Annotated in this window: 15 protein-coding genes; 11 read left to right on the forward strand and 4 right to left on the reverse strand. The window is 50.9% G+C overall.

What is annotated here, in order from left to right; all coding sequences use genetic code 11:
* The first annotated feature begins 5 nt into the window (after positions 1-5).
* The 3 genes from queA to yajC are packed head-to-tail and all read left to right on the forward strand — an operon-like array spanning position 6 to position 2,552.
* Positions 6-1,034 (forward strand): tRNA preQ1(34) S-adenosylmethionine ribosyltransferase-isomerase QueA, encoded by a 1,029-nt coding sequence (gene queA, locus QW71_RS05470; RefSeq protein ID WP_039294467.1) that lies wholly within the window; start codon positions 6-8, stop codon positions 1,032-1,034.
* Between the two features lie 21 nt (positions 1,035-1,055).
* The gene (gene tgt, locus QW71_RS05475) at positions 1,056-2,192 is read left to right on the forward strand and encodes a tRNA guanosine(34) transglycosylase Tgt (protein WP_039294470.1); all 1,137 of its coding nucleotides are present in this window, start codon (positions 1,056-1,058) and stop codon (positions 2,190-2,192) included.
* 45 nt (positions 2,193-2,237) lie between these two features.
* Positions 2,238-2,552, forward strand: coding sequence for a preprotein translocase subunit YajC (gene yajC, locus QW71_RS05480; RefSeq protein WP_039294472.1), 315 nt, complete (start codon positions 2,238-2,240; stop codon positions 2,550-2,552).
* Positions 2,553-2,637: 85 nt separating this feature from the next.
* On the opposite strand, the gene QW71_RS05485 is transcribed toward yajC, so the two are convergent.
* Together QW71_RS05485 and QW71_RS05490 are read right to left on the reverse strand one after the other, a co-directional pair.
* Positions 2,638-3,486, reverse strand: coding sequence for a phosphatase PAP2 family protein (locus QW71_RS05485; protein WP_235441399.1), 849 nt, complete (start codon positions 3,484-3,486; stop codon positions 2,638-2,640).
* A 92-nt stretch (positions 3,487-3,578) separates the two neighbouring features.
* Positions 3,579-3,971 carry a TIGR04086 family membrane protein gene (locus QW71_RS05490; protein ID WP_039294476.1) on the reverse strand — a complete coding sequence of 131 codons (393 nt, stop codon included), beginning with the start codon at positions 3,969-3,971 and terminating at the stop codon, positions 3,579-3,581.
* Between the two features lie 316 nt (positions 3,972-4,287).
* On the opposite strand from QW71_RS05490, the gene QW71_RS05495 reads away from it, so the two are divergent.
* Complete coding sequence (locus QW71_RS05495; protein WP_039294478.1) at positions 4,288-5,091, forward strand: DUF421 domain-containing protein; 804 nt, start codon at positions 4,288-4,290, stop codon at positions 5,089-5,091.
* A gap of 10 nt (positions 5,092-5,101) precedes the next feature.
* Here QW71_RS05495 and spoVB read toward each other — a convergent pair whose 3' ends face one another.
* The gene (gene spoVB / locus QW71_RS05500; protein ID WP_039294480.1) at positions 5,102-6,703 is read right to left on the reverse strand and encodes a stage V sporulation protein B; all 1,602 of its coding nucleotides are present in this window, start codon (positions 6,701-6,703) and stop codon (positions 5,102-5,104) included.
* Between the two features lie 211 nt (positions 6,704-6,914).
* On the opposite strand from spoVB, the gene QW71_RS05505 reads away from it, so the two are divergent.
* From QW71_RS05505 to QW71_RS05530, 6 genes are all read left to right on the forward strand, one after another.
* A complete protein-coding gene (locus tag QW71_RS05505; protein ID WP_039294483.1) occupies positions 6,915-7,166 on the forward strand; it encodes a post-transcriptional regulator in 252 nt (83 codons plus the stop codon).
* A 232-nt stretch (positions 7,167-7,398) separates the two neighbouring features.
* Positions 7,399-8,652, forward strand: a complete 1,254-nt coding sequence (gene secD, locus QW71_RS05510; protein WP_039294486.1) for a protein translocase subunit SecD — start codon at positions 7,399-7,401, stop codon at positions 8,650-8,652.
* Positions 8,642-9,544, forward strand: coding sequence for a protein translocase subunit SecF (gene secF / locus QW71_RS05515; RefSeq protein WP_039294489.1), 903 nt, complete (start codon positions 8,642-8,644; stop codon positions 9,542-9,544). The genes secD and secF overlap by 11 nt, the downstream gene beginning before the upstream one ends.
* A gap of 120 nt (positions 9,545-9,664) precedes the next feature.
* A complete protein-coding gene (locus tag QW71_RS05520; protein ID WP_039294492.1) occupies positions 9,665-10,627 on the forward strand; it encodes a cation diffusion facilitator family transporter in 963 nt (320 codons plus the stop codon).
* Positions 10,628-10,656: 29 nt separating this feature from the next.
* A complete protein-coding gene (recJ, locus tag QW71_RS05525; RefSeq protein WP_039294496.1) occupies positions 10,657-13,059 on the forward strand; it encodes a single-stranded-DNA-specific exonuclease RecJ in 2,403 nt (800 codons plus the stop codon).
* Between the two features lie 88 nt (positions 13,060-13,147).
* Entirely contained in the window at positions 13,148-13,666 is a 519-nt protein-coding gene (locus QW71_RS05530) for an adenine phosphoribosyltransferase (protein WP_039294499.1), read from the forward strand.
* A 383-nt stretch (positions 13,667-14,049) separates the two neighbouring features.
* On the opposite strand, the gene uraA is transcribed toward QW71_RS05530, so the two are convergent.
* The gene (gene uraA / locus QW71_RS05535; protein WP_039294502.1) at positions 14,050-15,360 is read right to left on the reverse strand and encodes a uracil permease; all 1,311 of its coding nucleotides are present in this window, start codon (positions 15,358-15,360) and stop codon (positions 14,050-14,052) included.
* Between the two features lie 308 nt (positions 15,361-15,668).
* Between uraA and QW71_RS05540 the strand changes: the two genes are divergently transcribed.
* Positions 15,669-17,849, forward strand: coding sequence for a bifunctional (p)ppGpp synthetase/guanosine-3',5'-bis(diphosphate) 3'-pyrophosphohydrolase (locus tag QW71_RS05540; protein ID WP_039294505.1), 2,181 nt, complete (start codon positions 15,669-15,671; stop codon positions 17,847-17,849).
* The last annotated feature ends 13 nt before the right edge of the window (positions 17,850-17,862 follow it).

Below are 17,862 nucleotides of genomic sequence, written 5' to 3' on the forward strand. Positions count from 1 at the left end.
CCATCATGAATGTAGATAATTATGATTTTAATTTGCCGGAGGAACTGATTGCCCAGACTCCGCTTGCCGACCGCAGCTCATCCAGACTGCTGCTCGTAAACAAGGAGAATGGTCAACTGGAACACGGGCATTTCACAGATATACTGCAGCAATTCCGTCCCGGAGATACACTGGTGTTGAATGATACGAGAGTTATTCCGGCCAGACTGTTCGGTGTCAAGGAGGATACCGGGGCGAAGGCAGAGGTTCTGCTGCTGAAGAATCTCGGTGAAGACCGCTGGGAAGCACTGGTTAAGCCCGGCAAGAAGCTGAAGACCGGAGCGGTGATTATCTTCAGCGAAGAGCTTCGCGCCGTAATAGAGGACGAAGCAGATATGGGCGGCCGGACGCTGCGCTTTATCTATCAGGGAATCTTCCAGGAGATACTGGACAGGCTCGGATCGATGCCGCTTCCTCCGTACATTAAGGAAACTCTGGATGACCGCGAACGTTATCAGACAGTCTACGCGCGGCACGAAGGATCGGCGGCCGCCCCTACGGCAGGACTGCATTTCACCCAAGAGCTGCTGGAGCAGATTGCAGCGGCCGGCGTGAATATAGCTTATATTACCCTGCATGTAGGTCTTGGCACCTTCCGTCCGATGTCGGTAGAAACCGTGGAAGAGCATGTGATGCATGCCGAATATTACGAATTATCCCAAGAGACGGCAGAGATGCTGAACTCCGCGAGAGCCAGAGGCGGAAGAATTATCGCTGTCGGCACAACCTCCTGCCGGACCCTTGAGACGGCCGGGAGACAAGCGGCGGGCGGACCGCTGAAGGCATCAAGCGGCTGGACGGATATTTTCATCTATCCCGGCTACGAATTCACTGTCGTCAATGCATTGATTACCAATTTCCATCTGCCAAAGTCTACTTTGGTCATGCTGGTGAGCGCTTTGGCCGGCCGGGAGCATATTCTCGCCGCCTATGAAGAAGCGATTAAGCAGCAGTACCGGTTCTTCAGCTTTGGCGATGCAATGTTCATTTATTAAGCAAGAGGAAGGGTTAAACCTATGGCAGCAATCACTTATGAACACATTAAGACCTGTAAGCAGTCCGGAGCACGGCTCGGAAGAGTCCATACTCCACACGGAATTATTGAAACACCGACCTTCATGCCGGTAGGCACACAAGCCACCGTCAAAACAATGAGCCCTGAAGAGCTTAAGCAAATGAATGCGCAGATTATTCTGAGTAATACCTACCATTTGTTCCTTCGTCCGGGCCATGAGATCATCGGCGAAGCCGGCGGTCTGCACAAATTCATGAACTGGGACCGGCCTATCCTGACTGACAGCGGGGGTTTCCAGGTATTCTCGCTGAGCGACATGCGCAAGATTACCGAAGAAGGCGTTCATTTCCGCTCCCATTTAAATGGGGACAAGAAGTTTCTCTCGCCGGAAGTGGCGATGGAAATTCAGAATGCACTCGGTTCCGATATTATGATGGCCTTCGATGAATGCCCGCCTTATCCGGCAGAATATGAATACGTCAAAAAGTCACTTGAACGCACCACCCGCTGGGCAGAAAGATGCCTCAAAAGCCATGCACGTCCTAATGATCAGGGGCTGTTCGCAATCGTACAGGGGGGCATGCACGAGGATCTGCGCCGTCAGAGCGCGGCAGATTTGACTTCCATGGATTTCCCGGGGTATGCTATTGGGGGGCTCAGCGTCGGAGAGTCCAAGCAGCTAATGTATGAAGTGCTGGATTATACGGTTCCACTGCTGCCGCAAGGGAAACCGCGCTATTTAATGGGCGTAGGTTCACCGGATGCGCTGCTGGAAGGGTCAATCCGCGGAATAGACATGTTCGATTGTGTTCTGCCTACCCGTATTGCCCGCAATGGAACGACGATGACCAGTCAGGGAAGACTCGTTGTACGCAACGCGCAGTATGCCCGTGATTTCGGGCCGCTTGATCCGGAGTGTGATTGCTATACCTGCCGGAATTATTCCCGCGCTTATTTGCGCCATCTGATCAAAGCCGACGAAACCTTCGGCTTGCGGTTAACGACATACCATAATTTACACTTCCTGCTGGAATTGATGCGTAAAGTGCGTGAAGCCATCATGGAAGATCGGCTGCTTGATTTTCGCGATGAGTTTTTTGCACAATACGGATTATATGATAATCTAAAAGGCTTCTAAAAGTACTGGGTGATATGTTAAATTTTTTGGAAAGGGGGGAATGATATGTCACATTTTCAACTGGCAGCAGCTTCAGGCGGCGGAGGCAATATTCTTGGCCTGGTAGGTCCATTTGTACTTATGTTTGTTGTTTTCTACTTCCTGCTGATTCGTCCGCAGCAGAAGAAAACCAAAGCACGCAACGGAATGCTCAAGTCTTTGAAAAAAGGCGATAAGGTAGTTACTATCGGCGGTCTTCACGGAACAATTATGGAGATTTCTGATGACATCGTTGTATTGCGGGTTAATGACGTGACCCGATTGACCTTTGACCGGGGTTCGATCAGTCACTCTGTCACGGAAGTAGAAGACAAAGATTGATTTGTCTGTACCAAATTACATAAAAACCGGCGTCTCTCGTAAGAGAACGCCGGTTTTTTTACATTATACAGTTCAAAGGCTGATGTTAACGTACATCCGTTGCCCGGCTTCGTACTCTCAGCCGTTCTTCCCCGCTGCGCAGGGTGAATTTGGCAAGCTGCACTGCGACAGTTGTGGACAGAACGGCCAGCAAAGTGCCGCCGAGCATATCGGTCAGCCAGTGGATACCGAGATAGAATATTCCGAAGACGATAGCAACGGCCGAGATTGTACTAATCACCATCCAGCGGCGGTTGCCGGAACGGTAGGCCAGCAGCGCCATAGATACGGAAATGGCAGTATGCAGGCTGGGAAAGCAGTTGTTAAGACCCGATAGCGGCCGGTACTCCTGTTCAAACTTCGGAAAAACATCCAGCATGGTAAATCGCACCCCTGCGGGCAGATAGGACCACACCTCATTTACCGGAAAATACAGATAGAATGGAATAGCAACAGCATAGGTTATCATGATCGTGTAGCAGGTCGCATAGAGCATCACGCGGTTCTTATCCAGCAGATAGATACCTAGCGAGGCGGCGAGCACCGATTGCAGCATGAAGATATAGAAGAAGACGATGATTGGGGTCAGCCAAGGCGTAAAGAACAGCTCTTGCACATGTCTGACAAAGTGGCCCTCGAGACCAAAGACAAAGGCTGTGTAATCCGAAGTCAGGTTCATCTTCTGCTCGATCTGCAGCTCATATTTATTCAGAGCAAGCACGCTGAACATTCCTATAATAATCAGAGTGAATTTATAGGACCGCAGCAGCTCTCTCCCGATTTCAACTAGAGCCATTAGCGGATTGCGCCGGGCGCCGATCCAAATCAATACCACTACAATGGCAACGGTGTATACAACTACAAGATTCATGGACTGGTAAAGCAAAGCATTCAAAGCCTCCTTGATAAATCCCTCATATGAAGTCAGATGCACTCAGTGTAACATATTTTCAAGGATAGGTTTCAAATTTCGAAAAATTATATTAATTAGGATTTTTGCAAATTAACCCCAAATATTCCCCCGAGTGCACCAATGCCTGCTGCAGCCAGTACCCAAAGGAAATCAATCCCTGCCGGTGCGCTGTCCAGAGCCAGGAATCCAATCAGCAGAACAATTAATCCATAGAATGCGCCGGTGAGTGCTCCCTGATACCAGCCTTTGCTTGAAGCTCTGCCGCCTGCGGTCAAGCCTCCGAAAGCGGCAGCTATGCCGTGTACAATATAGGTGTACATGGTAAGATCCTGTTCCTGCAGTCCGCTGCCCCAGAGCAGCAGGGAGAGAACGAATGCGCCCAGCAGCATCCACAGGAACGACCGGCATAAACCCGATAATACAGGACTAGATATTTTCCATGAGAATAGACGCCTAATTAACGACATGGTAAAACCTCCTAAAAGTTTGTTTGCGTTACTTCCTGGACGGGCTCCTTACAAACTGGCTTGAAAAGCATACGCTAAGATTGTTTGCGATACTTTCTGGTTGGGCTTTGAAAAAGTGTCCTGTTGATCTGGTACTAATCATTGTATGGGAAGGCTTGCCCCAATAGTACAAGAATGGCAGACTGGACTTTTACCAGTAATTAATCAGCAGGCTTCCGAATGTTCCCTTGGCAGGCAGGTCAGAATAGGGGTACATTAATCCGCCCGTTACGGCTCTCAGCCGCCGGGTGAGAAGCGGAAGGGGAGCGAAGAGAATATGTTGTTCCAGCATATTACTGCCCACATCTTTCTGACCGTGCTGATGTATATCTTCATTTTCCTGAGTATGCGGATCATGGGTAAACGGGAGATCGGCAAATTGTCGGTGTTTGACCTCACGATTTCCATTATGATTGCTGAGATTGCTGTTTTTGTAATTGAAGATATCGAGCGGCCCATCTATGACGGGTTCGTGCCCATGGCAACGCTGGTTCTGATTCAGGTGTTGGTCGCACAGCTCAGTCTGAAGAGCCGGAAGCTTCGCCTTCTGGTGGATGGCAAGCCGAGTATTCTCATTTCGGACGGCAAGCTGCACCGGGGCGAGATGCGTAAACAGAGATATAACATTGATGATCTGCTGCTGCAGCTCCGAGGGCAGAACATCGACAGTCCGGCTGATGTAGAGTTCGCCATTCTTGAAACCAGCGGGCAGCTTACTGTAATTGAGAAGAATAAAGGAGTATCCTCAACCAATCAATCAGGAAACAGCAGTTCAGGCGCGGAGCAGAAAGAACGGAACAGCGGAGACCAGCAGAGCTCCCGCAGTTCAGATAAATCAGATAAATCAGACAGTTCAAGTACGGTTAAGCTTCCGAAGCATAAAATCCGCTACGAAGGCCTCCCGATTCCGCTGATTATGGACGGAAAGGTGCAGGACGACAATCTGGAGATGATCGGCAAGAACAGATTCTGGCTTAGAACCCAGATCCGCCAGAAGGGTGTCTCTGATTTCCGTGATGTTTTCCTATGCTCAATTGATCATAAGGGTCAGATATATATTGACCCGATCGGCTCCAGATAAGAAGAAGATGTTAGCTGCGCCAGCGTTTGAAGAAAGGCACACGCTCCAGATCACGCCTGGAAATCAGGCCCGATAACAGGCAAATGCTAAAGTATACGCCCATCCCGCAGGCAGCGGCAGCCAGAAACTGTATCCACTGTGAGGAGGAGACATGAACTGAGGTATAGACGTAAGTCATTCCGGCAGCCATGATGATCGTAGCCGCTATAATTTTGACCGGATCCGACCACCTTAAGGACATGGCTGTCAGCCGGATAACACTGTATCCATGCAGTATAGTCACGAGGAGGCTATTGACAATAATGGCGATGATGGCTCCTTGAATCCCGTATTCCGGCCTGGAGGCGAGCAGCAGAATCAGCAAAATTTTGACAACCGCACCAATCAGTGTATTAATCAGTGCCTTGCCCGGGCGGTCCATTGCCTGAAGTGCGGCCTGCAGCGGGGCCTGGACATAGAGGAATAAAGCGAACGGTGCCATCATCCGCAGCATAGGTGCCGTATCCGCTGCATTGCCGTACATCAGTGTACATAAAGGTACGGCAAGAACGTACATAACAGCAGCAAACGGGGCGCCCGTTACCATAGCCAGCCGCAGGGCCTGATGCATTCTTTTATGAATCGTGGGCAGGTCATTTCGGGCAGCTGCCTCGGATAAGGAAGGGACGAGGGAAACGGCCAGCGAGGAGCTGAGCACACCCGGCAGCAGCAGCAGCGGGATAACCATTCCCTGCAGGGAACCATATTGTGCAGTTGCGGCTGCGGCAGCTATTCCGGCAAGGGCCAGGCTGCGCACGGTAATAATGGATTCCAGCAGATACGAGAAGGAGCCGATCAGGCGTCCGGCGGTTACAGGTACAGAGATGCCGATCAGCCGCTTAAGCACACCCCCGGGTTGTCTCTGCGGTTCATCTCCGGACTCTGCAGAACTACCCGAAACAGCCGTGCCGGCAGGAGGCGGAGCCTCATTCTTGTCCTTTTTGACGATATAATAATATTGCAGCAGCAGGGCCAGCATTCCGCCTATTTCACCTACAGTAACGCCCAGCATCGCACCTGCTGCCGCAAAAGCAATTCCTTTCGGGAGCAGCAGCCAGGAAAACCAAAGCATAAAGAAGATCCGGATGACTGATTCCAGCACAGAGGAAAATGCCGAGGGAAGCATATTCTGCCTGCCCTGGAAATATCCGCGGTAGATGGACGAAACGGCCACGATTGCAATCATTGGAGTCATGCTGACAAAGGTGTAATATACCCGCTGGTCGGTCAGAATAACGTTTGATACCCAAGAGGCGCTGAGCAGAGCTACAATGGTGAAAAAAATACCCAGCGTCAGGCTGATTGCCAGGCCCGTATGCAGGATTTTGCGGGACTGCTCCGGGCGGTTCTCTCCTTCTGCTTCAGCAACCATTTTGGCAATTGCCAGCGGCAGCCCACCGGTAATGACGGTTACCAATACGATAAAGAACGGATATCCAAGCTGATATAGTCCTACTCCTTCGGCGCCGATGATCCGCGGCAAAGCAATCCGGGGAATAAAACCAAGCATCCGGTTAATGATGCCTGCAAATAACAGGATTAATGTTCCTTGTATAAAGGTCTGTTTCCTCAAAGGGCACTCCTTCTTCCCAAATTAGATGAAAACTTCCGGTGAATTTGTTCCTCTTCCAAGCAGGCTTGTATAAGGATATGCTGCTACAGGTCAACTCCATGACAAGCTTTCCATATGACAAGTTTTTGGCCGAAAGAAGGAAAGACCGGCAGAGGGGTCGAATATTTATCTCTGAGCATACGTAACGGGGAATCTTTGGAGGTGTCAACACGTGGAATCGGAACAATGGAGATATGACGAGCTTAGTGAAGAAATCGAAGCCATGTGCATCAGCAAAGCGGAGGAATTCCGGCTCCTCGGCTATGAATATGTGACCGGTAAGGATATTTGGGATTGTGTCAGCCGTAATTATGTTAAGGAAGGAAGACCTCCTCTGCATAAACTGGTCAATGATATTTATTCACTGAAATCGGGCAGTTACATGAATTATCTGACCATGGCAGCCTACCGGGGGTTGAACTGACGGCCTAATTTGCTCAAAAGGAACGATTTTCTTTTGCAAACGGCTACAGGAAGCAGTAAAGTAAGAGAAGAGTAATTCAACAGTTCCTATCCAAACGGATGGTTTGTGCCCAGAAGCAGAACCGGCCGTTTCTTTGTGTGAATCCGGCACCGTCATTCCTCTTGAATTGACGGTGATTTCGCACGTAGCTATAATAGGAATATTGAGTAATGAAAGGGGAACTAGCTAGAGCATGAAGAGAATGTTGAGCTTTATCATCACCGTGGTCGTTCTAACCGGCGTCATGGGATTTACAACTCCCGGGCTGCTGGACAAGGTCCGTCTAGGTCTTGACCTGAAGGGCGGATTTGAGATTCTGTACCACGCCGAGCCGATGGATACGGGAGGAACCCTGACCCGTGCTTCGCTGCAAAAAACAGCGGAGAGCCTGGAGAAACGGGCGAATGCACTCGGAACAAGCGAGCCTGAGGTTACAACCGAAGGTACGGACCGCATCCGTCTGAAGATTGCGGGCGTTACTGACGAAGCCGAGGTCCGCAAGAAAATGAAAGAACCGGCAGTTCTGACCTTCCGCAGTGCCGCTGATGGTGATGCACCCGGAGTCTTCAGCAAGATTGAACTGGTAGGCAGTGATTTTGTTGAAGGCGCGGCAGACGTGCAACGCGATAACCTCAACCGTCCGGAGATCAGCATCTCTATTAAGGACAAAGATAAGTTTGCGGAAATTACCGAACGTCTGCTGGGTAAGCAGCTCGCCATTTATCTGGATGAGACATTATTGTCCGAGCCTCCTTATGTTAGGGCAGTCCTGACCGATGGTAAAGCTTCCATATCCGGGGGCTATACACTAGATGAGGCCCGTGAGATCGCAGATACGATCAATCTCGGTGCATTGCCGCTGAAGCTTACGGAGAAATATTCCCAGAGCGTAGGGGCAACACTTGGTAAACAGTCTCTTGACCAAACGGTTAAAGCAGGTATTGTAGGTTCCCTGATCATTCTGGTCTTCATGATGTTTATGTATCGTCTTCCGGGTGTACTGGCCAGCTTCGCGCTGATTCTTCATACCTGGCTGCTGATTCTGGTGTTCGTTATAGCTGATTTTACCTTGACCCTTCCCGGTATTGCCGCGTTCATTCTCGGTATAGGGATGGCGGTCGATGCCAATATCATTACCAATGAACGGATTAGGGAAGAAATGCGCAGCGGTAAGAGTATTTTGTCTTCCGTCAAAGCAGGTAACAAAACTTCATTCCGTACCGTAATGGATGCGAATGTCACTACGATCATTGTAGCGGCTGTCATGTTCGCCTTCGGTACAGGTGCGGTTAAAGGCTTCGCGCTGATTCTGATCGTGGAAATTGTACTTAGTATTGTAACAAACCTTTATTTTGCCCACTGGCTGCTGACAGTGCTGGTTAAAGCCGGCGCACTCAAAAAGCCGAAGCAATTTGGGGTAAAGGAGAGTGACATCAGTGCGCTTTAAGAAAGAGCTTGATTTCGTACATTTAAGCAAGTTTTTCTATATCTTCTCCATCGCCATTACGGTGGCTGGTCTGGTCTTTCTGGCAACCTTCGGCCTGAATTACAGCGTTGATTTCAAGGCCGGGTCCAATGTGGACGTAGCTCTCTCCAAGAGCATCACGCTGGCTCAGCTGCAGCCGGCTTTGGATGAAGCAGGAATTGGCCATGATCCTACCATTACCATCGGGGATCAGCGGGTTAACATCCGCTACGATGAAGAGCTGGATGATACTCAGAGTGAAACCCTGAAAACGGCAATCACCAAGATTGACGGTCAGGCATCCTTCGAAGTCAACACAGTAGATACAGAGATGGCTAAGGAATTAGCCCGCAATGCGATCTATTCGGTGCTTCTGTCCAGTATCGGGATTATTATTTATGTGAGTATCCGTTTTGAATGGCGGTTCGCACTGGCATCCATCGTGGCGCTGCTCCATGATGCATTTATGGTTGTAGCGGTCTTCTCCATCTTCCGTCTGGAGGTAGACATAACCTTCATTGTCGCGGTGCTGACCATTATCGGCTATTCCATTAATGATACGATCGTTATCTTCGACCGGATCCGCGAGAACCTGCGGTTCGGTAAACAGAGGTCGTATGAGGATCTTAAGGCCCTGGTCAATAAGAGTGTGTCCCAGACCCTTATGCGCTCCCTGTATACAGCCTTTACGGTATTTATTGCCGCATTCTTCCTGCTGATTATGGGCGGAGAGTCGATCAAAATGTTCTCGCTTGCCATGGTAATCGGCTTGCTCTTCGGAGCCTATTCTTCGATCTTTATTGCAAGTCCGCTCTGGCTGCTGCTCAAGAAACGCCAGAAGACGCCGGTAAAGAGCAACCCGGCCAAAGCCTAAAACTTAAGTTTCAGGAAAGCCGCGTCACAAGCGACGCGGCTTTTCGGAATCTTTGGATCAGCATCTTAAGCCAATTTCATCATCATGAGATTACTTGCTAGTGGTAAGGAGGGCCTCGTTATGAATGACAAACAATTAGCTGCAAGAGACACCGTTGCCTGGACTGGAATACTCAGTGATGTTACGCTGGCTCTGGCCAAAGGCGCCTTCGGCTATCTTTCAGGCAGCAAAGCATTGATGGGGGATGCCATCTATTCCGGAGCAGATGCCGCCGCCAAGCTGGCAGGGGTTATTCCGTGGAACTCGAAGCAGAGTCACAAGTATGCAGGATCATCGGGCAGACGGGCCGGTCAACGAAATAAAGAGCCGATGGCGGCCATTCTTTTTTCTGTACTTATTCTTATGGGCGGGCTGCAGATTGCTTTCTCGGCCATTCGTGATTTAACCCGGGGACATTTATCGGCACCTGGGCAGTCGGCACTTGTAACCGTCTTGATTTGCATTGTGTTCAAAGAGGCTATCTTTCAATATCAATACCGTTATTACAAAAAAAAGAACGATGGCAGTCATGCCGCGTATGCGGATACCCACCGTTTCAGTCTATATACTTCCATAACCGTATTTATAGGTATTGCTCTGGCCATGACTGGCGGGTATTTCAATTGGCATCCTATGCTCTATATGGACCCGATTGCCGCACTGCTGACCGGATGTCTGGTTATCCGCAAAGGCTATTCTCTGATTACTTCCTCTGTCTACAGCAAAAAGATTCAGGAGCTTCCTTCCGAGGAGGCCGCCAGCTTCATTGAGACCGTCCAGCGTGTGCATGGAGTCATCCGGGTGGAGCAGCTCAAGGCAGTGGAGGAAGGCAGTTATGTGAATCTTCATGTCAAGATCAGCGTAAATCCGCGGATTAGCGTGATGGAAGCCCAGGATATCTCGGAATGCGCCCGGAAGCTGCTGCAGCACCGGTTCGTTCATGTAGGCGAGGTTCAAATGGATGTGGTGCCGTATGACCCGGGTTATCCCTATAAAAGCAACCATGAGCTCGTGGATAATGATATTCCCACGCTGCTTCAGTAGTCTGCAAGGTGAGAGAAAGGTGAGCTGTATTGCTTCATTCAAAAACAAGATGGCAATCTCCGGCAGCCGATCCCGAGAAAAACCGGGAACTGGCCCGGAGCCTTTCTATTTCTCCGCTTCTGTCCTCACTGCTCGTGCAAAGAGGCATGGATACTGCCGATAAGGCACTGGTATTCATGGATGGCGGAGCGGAGGATAGTCATGATCCATTCCTGCTCAAAGGAATGGCCGAGGCTGTGCCACGGATTCGAAAGGCATTGCAAGATGAAGAACATATTCTGGTGTATGGCGATTATGATGCAGACGGGGTGTCCAGTACTGCGCTGATGATCTTTCTTCTGCGTCATCTGGGCGCTTCTTTTGACATTTATATCCCGCATCGTTCCAATGAAGGCTATGGTCTGCATAATCATGCGCTCGACTGGGCGCTGCAGCAGGGAGTATCTCTCGTTATTACGGTGGATACTGGTATCAGTGCCTATCATCAGATTGCCTACGCTTCTGAGCTGGGCATTGATGTCATAGTCACAGATCATCATGAGCCGCCGGAGCTGCTGCCTGAGGCCTATGCACTCATTAATCCGAAGCTGCCGGACTGCCCGTATCCTTTCAAGGGGCTGGCAGGAGTGGGTGTAGCTTATAAGCTGGCCGAGGCCCTTCTTGGCAGCGGAGTTCCTGAAGAATGGTGTGAGATTGCCGCTATCGGTACCGTTGCGGATCTGATGCCGCTGCTTGGGGAGAACCGGAGTCTAGTGCGCCGGGGGCTAACCAGCATGCGGAATTCGCCGTTTCCGGGAATTCGGGCGCTGCTCTCTGTCAGCGGAATTACGATGAGCACCGTGAGCGCTGTTAATATTGCCTTCGGCATGGCGCCGCGCATTAATGCCAGCGGAAGGCTGGACCATGCAGGCCGGGCGGTCACACTGCTCACTACCGCAGATGCTGAAGAGGCAGAACAATTTGCCGGAGAGCTTGACCTCCTGAATAAGGAACGTCAACTGGTCGTGGAGAGAATTGTAGGGGAAGCTACGGCCAAGCTGGAGCAGAGAATCAGTCAAACCGGGCTTCCGGATATTATTGTGCTGGCTGAGCAGGGCTGGAATGTCGGCGTTGTCGGGATTGTGGCCTCTAAGCTGCTGGAAAAGTATTATCGTCCGGTTATTATTCTGGATATTTATCCGGATACAGGGATGTGCAAAGGCTCTGCCCGCTCGATCCCCGGACTGGATATCTATGCGGCGTTATCCTCATGCGCCGGACTAATGGACCATTTCGGCGGGCATCCGGCTGCGGCCGGAATGAGCCTGCCGCAGGACAAGCTTGAAGACTTTGATGCAGCGCTTAATGCATATGCTGCATCTATCCTGACACCAGAGGACTTTGTAGCCGTGACGGCTGCAGACGGTGAGGTCTCGATTGCTGATTTGTCACTGCAGGCTGCGCTTGAACTGGAGCGGCTTGCCCCCTTCGGGATGGCTAACCCGCTGCCGAGATTCATTCTGCGCGGAGCTGCTGTGAAGGAGACCCGCAAGATGGGCCAGGACGGCAAACATCTGAAGCTTGTCCTGCAGCAGGATAAGGTGACGATCGAAGCGGTGGCCTTCGGCAAGGGGTCCCTGGCTGATCTGCTGCCTGATGGTACAGTCATTGATGTACTGGCTGAGCTGTCGGTCAATGAATGGAACGGCTCACGCAAGCCTCAGCTGATGCTGCAGGATCTTGCAGTGCCTGCCGCGCAGCTGTTCGACCTGCGCGGTGCTGCGGATGCGGTCAAGCAGGCAGCGCATATTCAGGAGCTGCTCCGTTCGTACAGCGGCAGCAGCCCGGTTAAGACAGCGGCGGTATTTCAGAACAGCCGCAGGTCTCCACTGCGCGAGCTGAAGGGCATGTCGCTGTGGGTCTACGATGAGGATGCCGGAATTTCACAGGTGCATCAGGGTGAGCCGGGGAATGACGAAGCAGAGATAACACTGCTCTGTCTGCTGGATATGCCGGAAACGCCGGAGCAGCTGGAAGCACTGTTCACTGCGTTTCCCCGCACAGAGAATATTGCCCTGCTGCATTCGATCCGCGACGGCCGTGACCGGCTGCAGGTTCCTACGCGGGATCATTTCAAGTCGTTATATAAATTGATCGCCTCGATCGCAGCAACCGCAACCCCCGAGCATGAAGTGCTGCTGCGGCTCAGCCGCCAGTCTGCACTGGGTGTGCGCATGCTGGGCAGAATGCTTGATGTGTTCGCTGAACTTGATTTCATTGAACGCAGCGGCGGCAGCATTACCTTTGTCATGCAGCCGGCCGCCAAGAGCCTGACGGCGTCAGAGCATTTCGTCAGGCTGGGCAAGACTGCTGAAATGGAGCAGTATTTCATGGAAGGCAGCCGCGGCGAACTGCAGGAATTCATGCTGTCACACCGGTTAGGCGCCTCGTAGCAGGTGTAGCGTGCTTTCGGAGCAAGAGCTTTTACAGAGAATTCAGGTGAGGATATTCTATCCTCATAACTTTTAGGAGATGATACTTTTGGATTTCAAAGACAGTATTCGTGTGATTCCGGATTTCCCGCAGCCGGGAATCAGCTTTAAGGATATTACTACCCTGCTTAAAGACGGGGCCAAGTACCGTGCAGCTATTGATGAGCTTAAGGCTCTCGTTGCCCACCTGGAGATTGATGTCATTGCCGGACCGGAAGCGCGCGGCTTTGTAGTAGGCGCACCGCTGGCGTACGCACTGGGCGTTGGCTTCGTGCCCATCCGCAAAAGCGGCAAGCTTCCTTACGAGACGATTGAAGTGGGATACGATCTGGAATACGGCAAAGATACCCTTGCTGTACACACGGATGCTATCCAGCCGGGACAGAAGGTTCTGATTGCCGATGATCTGCTCGCTACCGGCGGCACGATCGCTACTTCGGTAAGCCTGGTGGAACAGCTTGGCGGACAAGTTGTCGGCGCTGCCTTCCTGATTGAACTAACGGCTCTGGCCGGACGCAATAAGCTGTCGGATATTGAAGTGGTTACCCTGTTGACTTACGAGGATTAATTCGCCCGGATAACTTTTCCCGGGAAATATAAAGCGGACTGCTGTCGATTTAAGGACAGCAGTCCGCTTTTTAGATTAAATATGAGAAGCCATTTCTCTATGGGAGAGTCTACCCATGTGCTAACGGACTCCAGCGCACTTATTTGCGGATTTTTATTTATAAAATGCCCGCTGGAGAGATAATAAGTGCACCACGGTCCGTTAGCGCGGCGAAATGCATCCTTTTTGAAAGGATAAGAGCTGTACGGTCCGTAAGGATCAGGGGATGAACGTATCGAGCCTCTACTAGTTACCTCATCATCCTAATGGGAATTTATATTGCATTTGCAGAGCTGAAAAAGTACTGTATAACCAAGTTTCTTCTATATATAAGTATTCAGGGCTTAATGAGCGGATTTCTCTGCTTCCTGTTCATTGGACAGGCCGAGAACTTCAAACAGCTTGAAGAGCAAGGAGAGAAGCATACCGACGATAGTCGCCAATGCCATACCTTTAAGCTGTACACCGCCAACCGTTAATGTGATGCCGCTGATACCCACCACCAGTACCAGAGTAGCCAGAATCATGTTGGTGGCTTTGGAGAAATCGACCTTCTGCTCTACGAAGATACGCAGACCCGATGCGGCAATTACACCGAACAGCAGTAGTGATACACCGCCCATGACAGGCTGCGGGATATTGGCAATGACGGAGGAGAACGTTCCGGAGAACGAGAGCAGGATGGCAATCACTGCAGCGCCGCCGATTACATATACCGAGTACACCTTGGTCAGCGCCATAACGCCGATATTTTCACCATAAGTGGTATTCGGGGTGGAACCCAGGAATCCGGAGAGTACCGTGGAAATCCCGTTACCCATCAGTGAGCGGTCCAGTCCGGGATCTTTGGTCAGGTCTTTGCCGACAATGTTGCTGGTAACCAGCAGGTGGCCGATATGCTCAACGATAACAACAAGCGATACAGGGATGATCGTCAAGATAACCTGCCAGTCGAAGGATGGGGTAATAATCGTTGGATGGGACAGGAAATGGGCTTCAGAGATAGCACCAGTATTTACCTGGCCCAGGATATAAGCGAGTACATAACCGGTAACGATACCGATGAGGATGTGAATGATTTTGGGGAAGCCGCGGAATAACACGGAGCCGAGTACGGTAACGCCAAGCGTGACCATTGACAAGGTAATAGCTTTTCCATCCGGAATCCAGTCTGTGACGGCCACACCTTCAGGAGCAATCAGTCCGGCCATGCGTGCTGCAACAGGAACGAGCTCCAGTCCGATGGTGGCTACGATAGCGCCCATAACCGCCGGAGGGAATACGACATTAATCCAGCCGGTGCCCGCATAACGCACGATCAAAGCGACTAGAATAAAAATAACACCAGTAACAATAAATGCGCCAAGTGCAAGCGAATATCCATGCTCATGATCGTCTGTGTGTTTAGCCAGGACCATAAGTACCGGCGAAATAAAAGCAAAGCTTGAGCCAAGATATGCGGGGATTTTGCCGCGGCAGATCCAAATGTAAAGCAATGTGCCGATACCATTCATCAGCAGGATCATGCCGGGATCTACCCCGAACAGGTTGGGAACAAGCACTGTGCTGCCGAACATGGCGAACAAATGCTGAAGACTCAGGAGGAAACCCGGGCCCCAAGGGAGTCTTTCGTTAACTTGAATTTCGCGTTGCAATGGAGTTCACTTCTCTTTCTGATCTAATTTGATGTAAGCCTGACGCTAAAAAACCGCCTTTACTAGATTAAATAGATCGGCGCCTTTTTACAACAACATTTTTGCGCGCGCCACAAAATTGTCTTTTCTTGTCCCTTTCCCTTACAGGAATACCACGCTATGGCAAGTGTTGACGTAATCCTCCGTAAGCGTCATAATTATAGACAACTTTAATCTGTGCGCAGTGCAGTTTGGAACATATGGAACCTGCAAATTCTGCACGGCTTGCGGGTTCATTTTATTATAGAAGGGAAACGGATACGACGAGAATGGGCATAGAGCAATTAACCGAAAAGGCCGGCGCCTATATAAAAGAAAAAGATCTTCTCCGCATCCGGGAAGCTTATGAGTTTGCCGATCAGGCTCATCACGGGCAGGTTCGGAAATCGGGGGAGCCATACATTCTGCATCCGCTGGCGGTCGCAGATATTGTCGTCAATATGCAAATGGATGTTATATCTATTATTGCAGCGCTGTTACATGATGTTGTAGAAGATACGACGGTGTCACTGGACCAGATCCGCGCGAAATTTGGCGATACCTGCGCAATGCTGGTGGATGGTCTGACCAAGCTGGAACGCATCCGGTTCCGCTCGAAGGAAGAGCAGCAGAACGAGAATTACCGCAAAATGTTCATTGCTATGGCTCAGGATATCCGGGTCATTGTGATCAAGCTGGCGGACCGTCTGCATAATATGCGCACGCTCAAATACCAGTCGGAAGAGAGCCAGCGCCGTATTTCCTATGAGACTCTGGAGATTTTTTGTCCCATTGCAGACCGCTTGGGGATCTCTGCGATTAAATGGGAGATGGAGGATATTGCCCTCCGTTATCTGAATCCGCAGCAGTACTACCGGATTGCCAATCTTGTACACAAGAAACGGGCAGAACGTGAGCAGTTTATCGACAGCGTTATCGGGCGAATCCGCGCCAAGCTGGATGAAATGGGCATCGAAGGCGATCTTTCGGGACGCCCGAAGCATATTTACAGTGTCTATAACAAGATGAGCACCAAGAACAAGCAGTTCAACGAAATCTATGACCTGCTGGCCATCCGCATTATCGTCGACAATATTAAGGATTGTTATGCTACGTTAGGAATTATCCATACTCTTTGGAAGCCGATGCCTGGCCGGTTCAAGGATTATATTGCCATGCCCAAAGCGAATATGTATCAGTCTTTGCATACAACGGTAGTGGGTCCCGGCGGGGAGCCTACTGAAGTGCAGATCCGTACCTGGGAGATGCACCGCACTGCCGAATTCGGGATAGCCGCGCATTGGGCGTATAAGGAAGGCAGCAGCAACAATGTGAATCCGGAGAACCGGATGCCGTTTTTCCGCGAGATTCTGGAGCTGCAGCATGAAGCCAAGGATGCGGAGGAATTCGTGGAGTCGCTCAAAATGGACTTTTTCTCCGACCTCGTCTTCGTGTTCACGCCTAAGGGTGAGGTTGTAGAGCTGCCTGCAGGCTCTGTGCCGCTTGACTTCGCGTTCCGCATCCATACAGAGGTCGGCAACCGGACGATCGGCTCCAAGGTCAACGGGCGCATCGTACCGCTCGACCATAAGCTTAAGACCGGGGATATCGTGGAGATTCTGACCTCGAAGAACTCGTACGGGCCGAGCCGTGACTGGCTGAAGATTGCCCAGTCTTCACATGCACGCAGCAAGATCAAGCAATGGTTCAAGAAGGAGAAGCGGGAAGAGAACGTTGAAAAAGGCCGTGAAGCGATCGAACGCGAGCTGAAGCGCCTGAACGTGGAGATCTCTGACTGGCTGACGGAAGATAAATTGTCAGAAGCGGCGAAGAAATTCGCCTTTAATGATGTAGAGGATATGCTCTCCGCAGTAGGCTTTGGCGGGATTACAGCCGCGCAGATTGCCTCCAAGCTGACCGAGAAGCTGCGTAAGGACCAGGAAGAAGCTGCCGGTCATCTGGAGCTTACCTCTGAGATGAAGGAGATCAAGTCCAGCGGGGAGAAGCGCAATCAGCCGACCAACGGTGTGCGTGTCAAAGGGATTGATAATCTGCTTGTACGCTTCGCACGATGTTGTAATCCCGTGCCGGGCGACGATATTATCGGTTATGTAACCCGCGGACGCGGCGTATCCGTGCACCGTGAGGATTGTCCGAATATTCCGGGTGAAGGGGACGGGGAGGAATCAGCCCGTGTCATTGAAGTGGAATGGGAAGGCAGCATGGAAGCCAATTATAGCGTCGATATTGAGATTACGGGCCATGACCGCAACGGACTGCTGAATGAAGTGCTGCAGGCGGTGTCGGAGAGCAAGACCAATATCTCAGCGGTTACGGGACGCTCTGACAAGAACAAGATGGCGATGATTCATATGACGATTCTGATCCGCAACACCGATCATCTGCAGTCTGTGGTGGATAAGGTGAAGCGCGTGAAGGATGTCTATACGGTTAACCGCATTATGCAATAAGGCATGAAGGCAA

Origin of the sequence: Paenibacillus sp. IHB B 3415 (assembly GCF_000802655.2) — a bacterium.
Lineage (GTDB): Bacteria > Bacillota > Bacilli > Paenibacillales > Paenibacillaceae > Paenibacillus_AQ > Paenibacillus_AQ phytohabitans.

Coding starts and splice junctions, on each gene's coding strand:
- QW71_RS05540 (WP_039294505.1), top strand. CDS start 15,669: ATGGGCATAGAGCAATTAACCGAAAAGGCCGGCGCCTATATAAAAGAA.
- yajC (WP_039294472.1), top strand. CDS start 2,238: ATGTCACATTTTCAACTGGCAGCAGCTTCAGGCGGCGGAGGCAATATT.
- QW71_RS05490 (WP_039294476.1), bottom strand. CDS start 3,971: ATGTCGTTAATTAGGCGTCTATTCTCATGGAAAATATCTAGTCCTGTA.
- QW71_RS05495 (WP_039294478.1), top strand. CDS start 4,288: ATGTTGTTCCAGCATATTACTGCCCACATCTTTCTGACCGTGCTGATG.
- queA (WP_039294467.1), top strand. CDS start 6: ATGAATGTAGATAATTATGATTTTAATTTGCCGGAGGAACTGATTGCC.
- QW71_RS05520 (WP_039294492.1), top strand. CDS start 9,665: ATGAATGACAAACAATTAGCTGCAAGAGACACCGTTGCCTGGACTGGA.
- tgt (WP_039294470.1), top strand. CDS start 1,056: ATGGCAGCAATCACTTATGAACACATTAAGACCTGTAAGCAGTCCGGA.
- secD (WP_039294486.1), top strand. CDS start 7,399: ATGAAGAGAATGTTGAGCTTTATCATCACCGTGGTCGTTCTAACCGGC.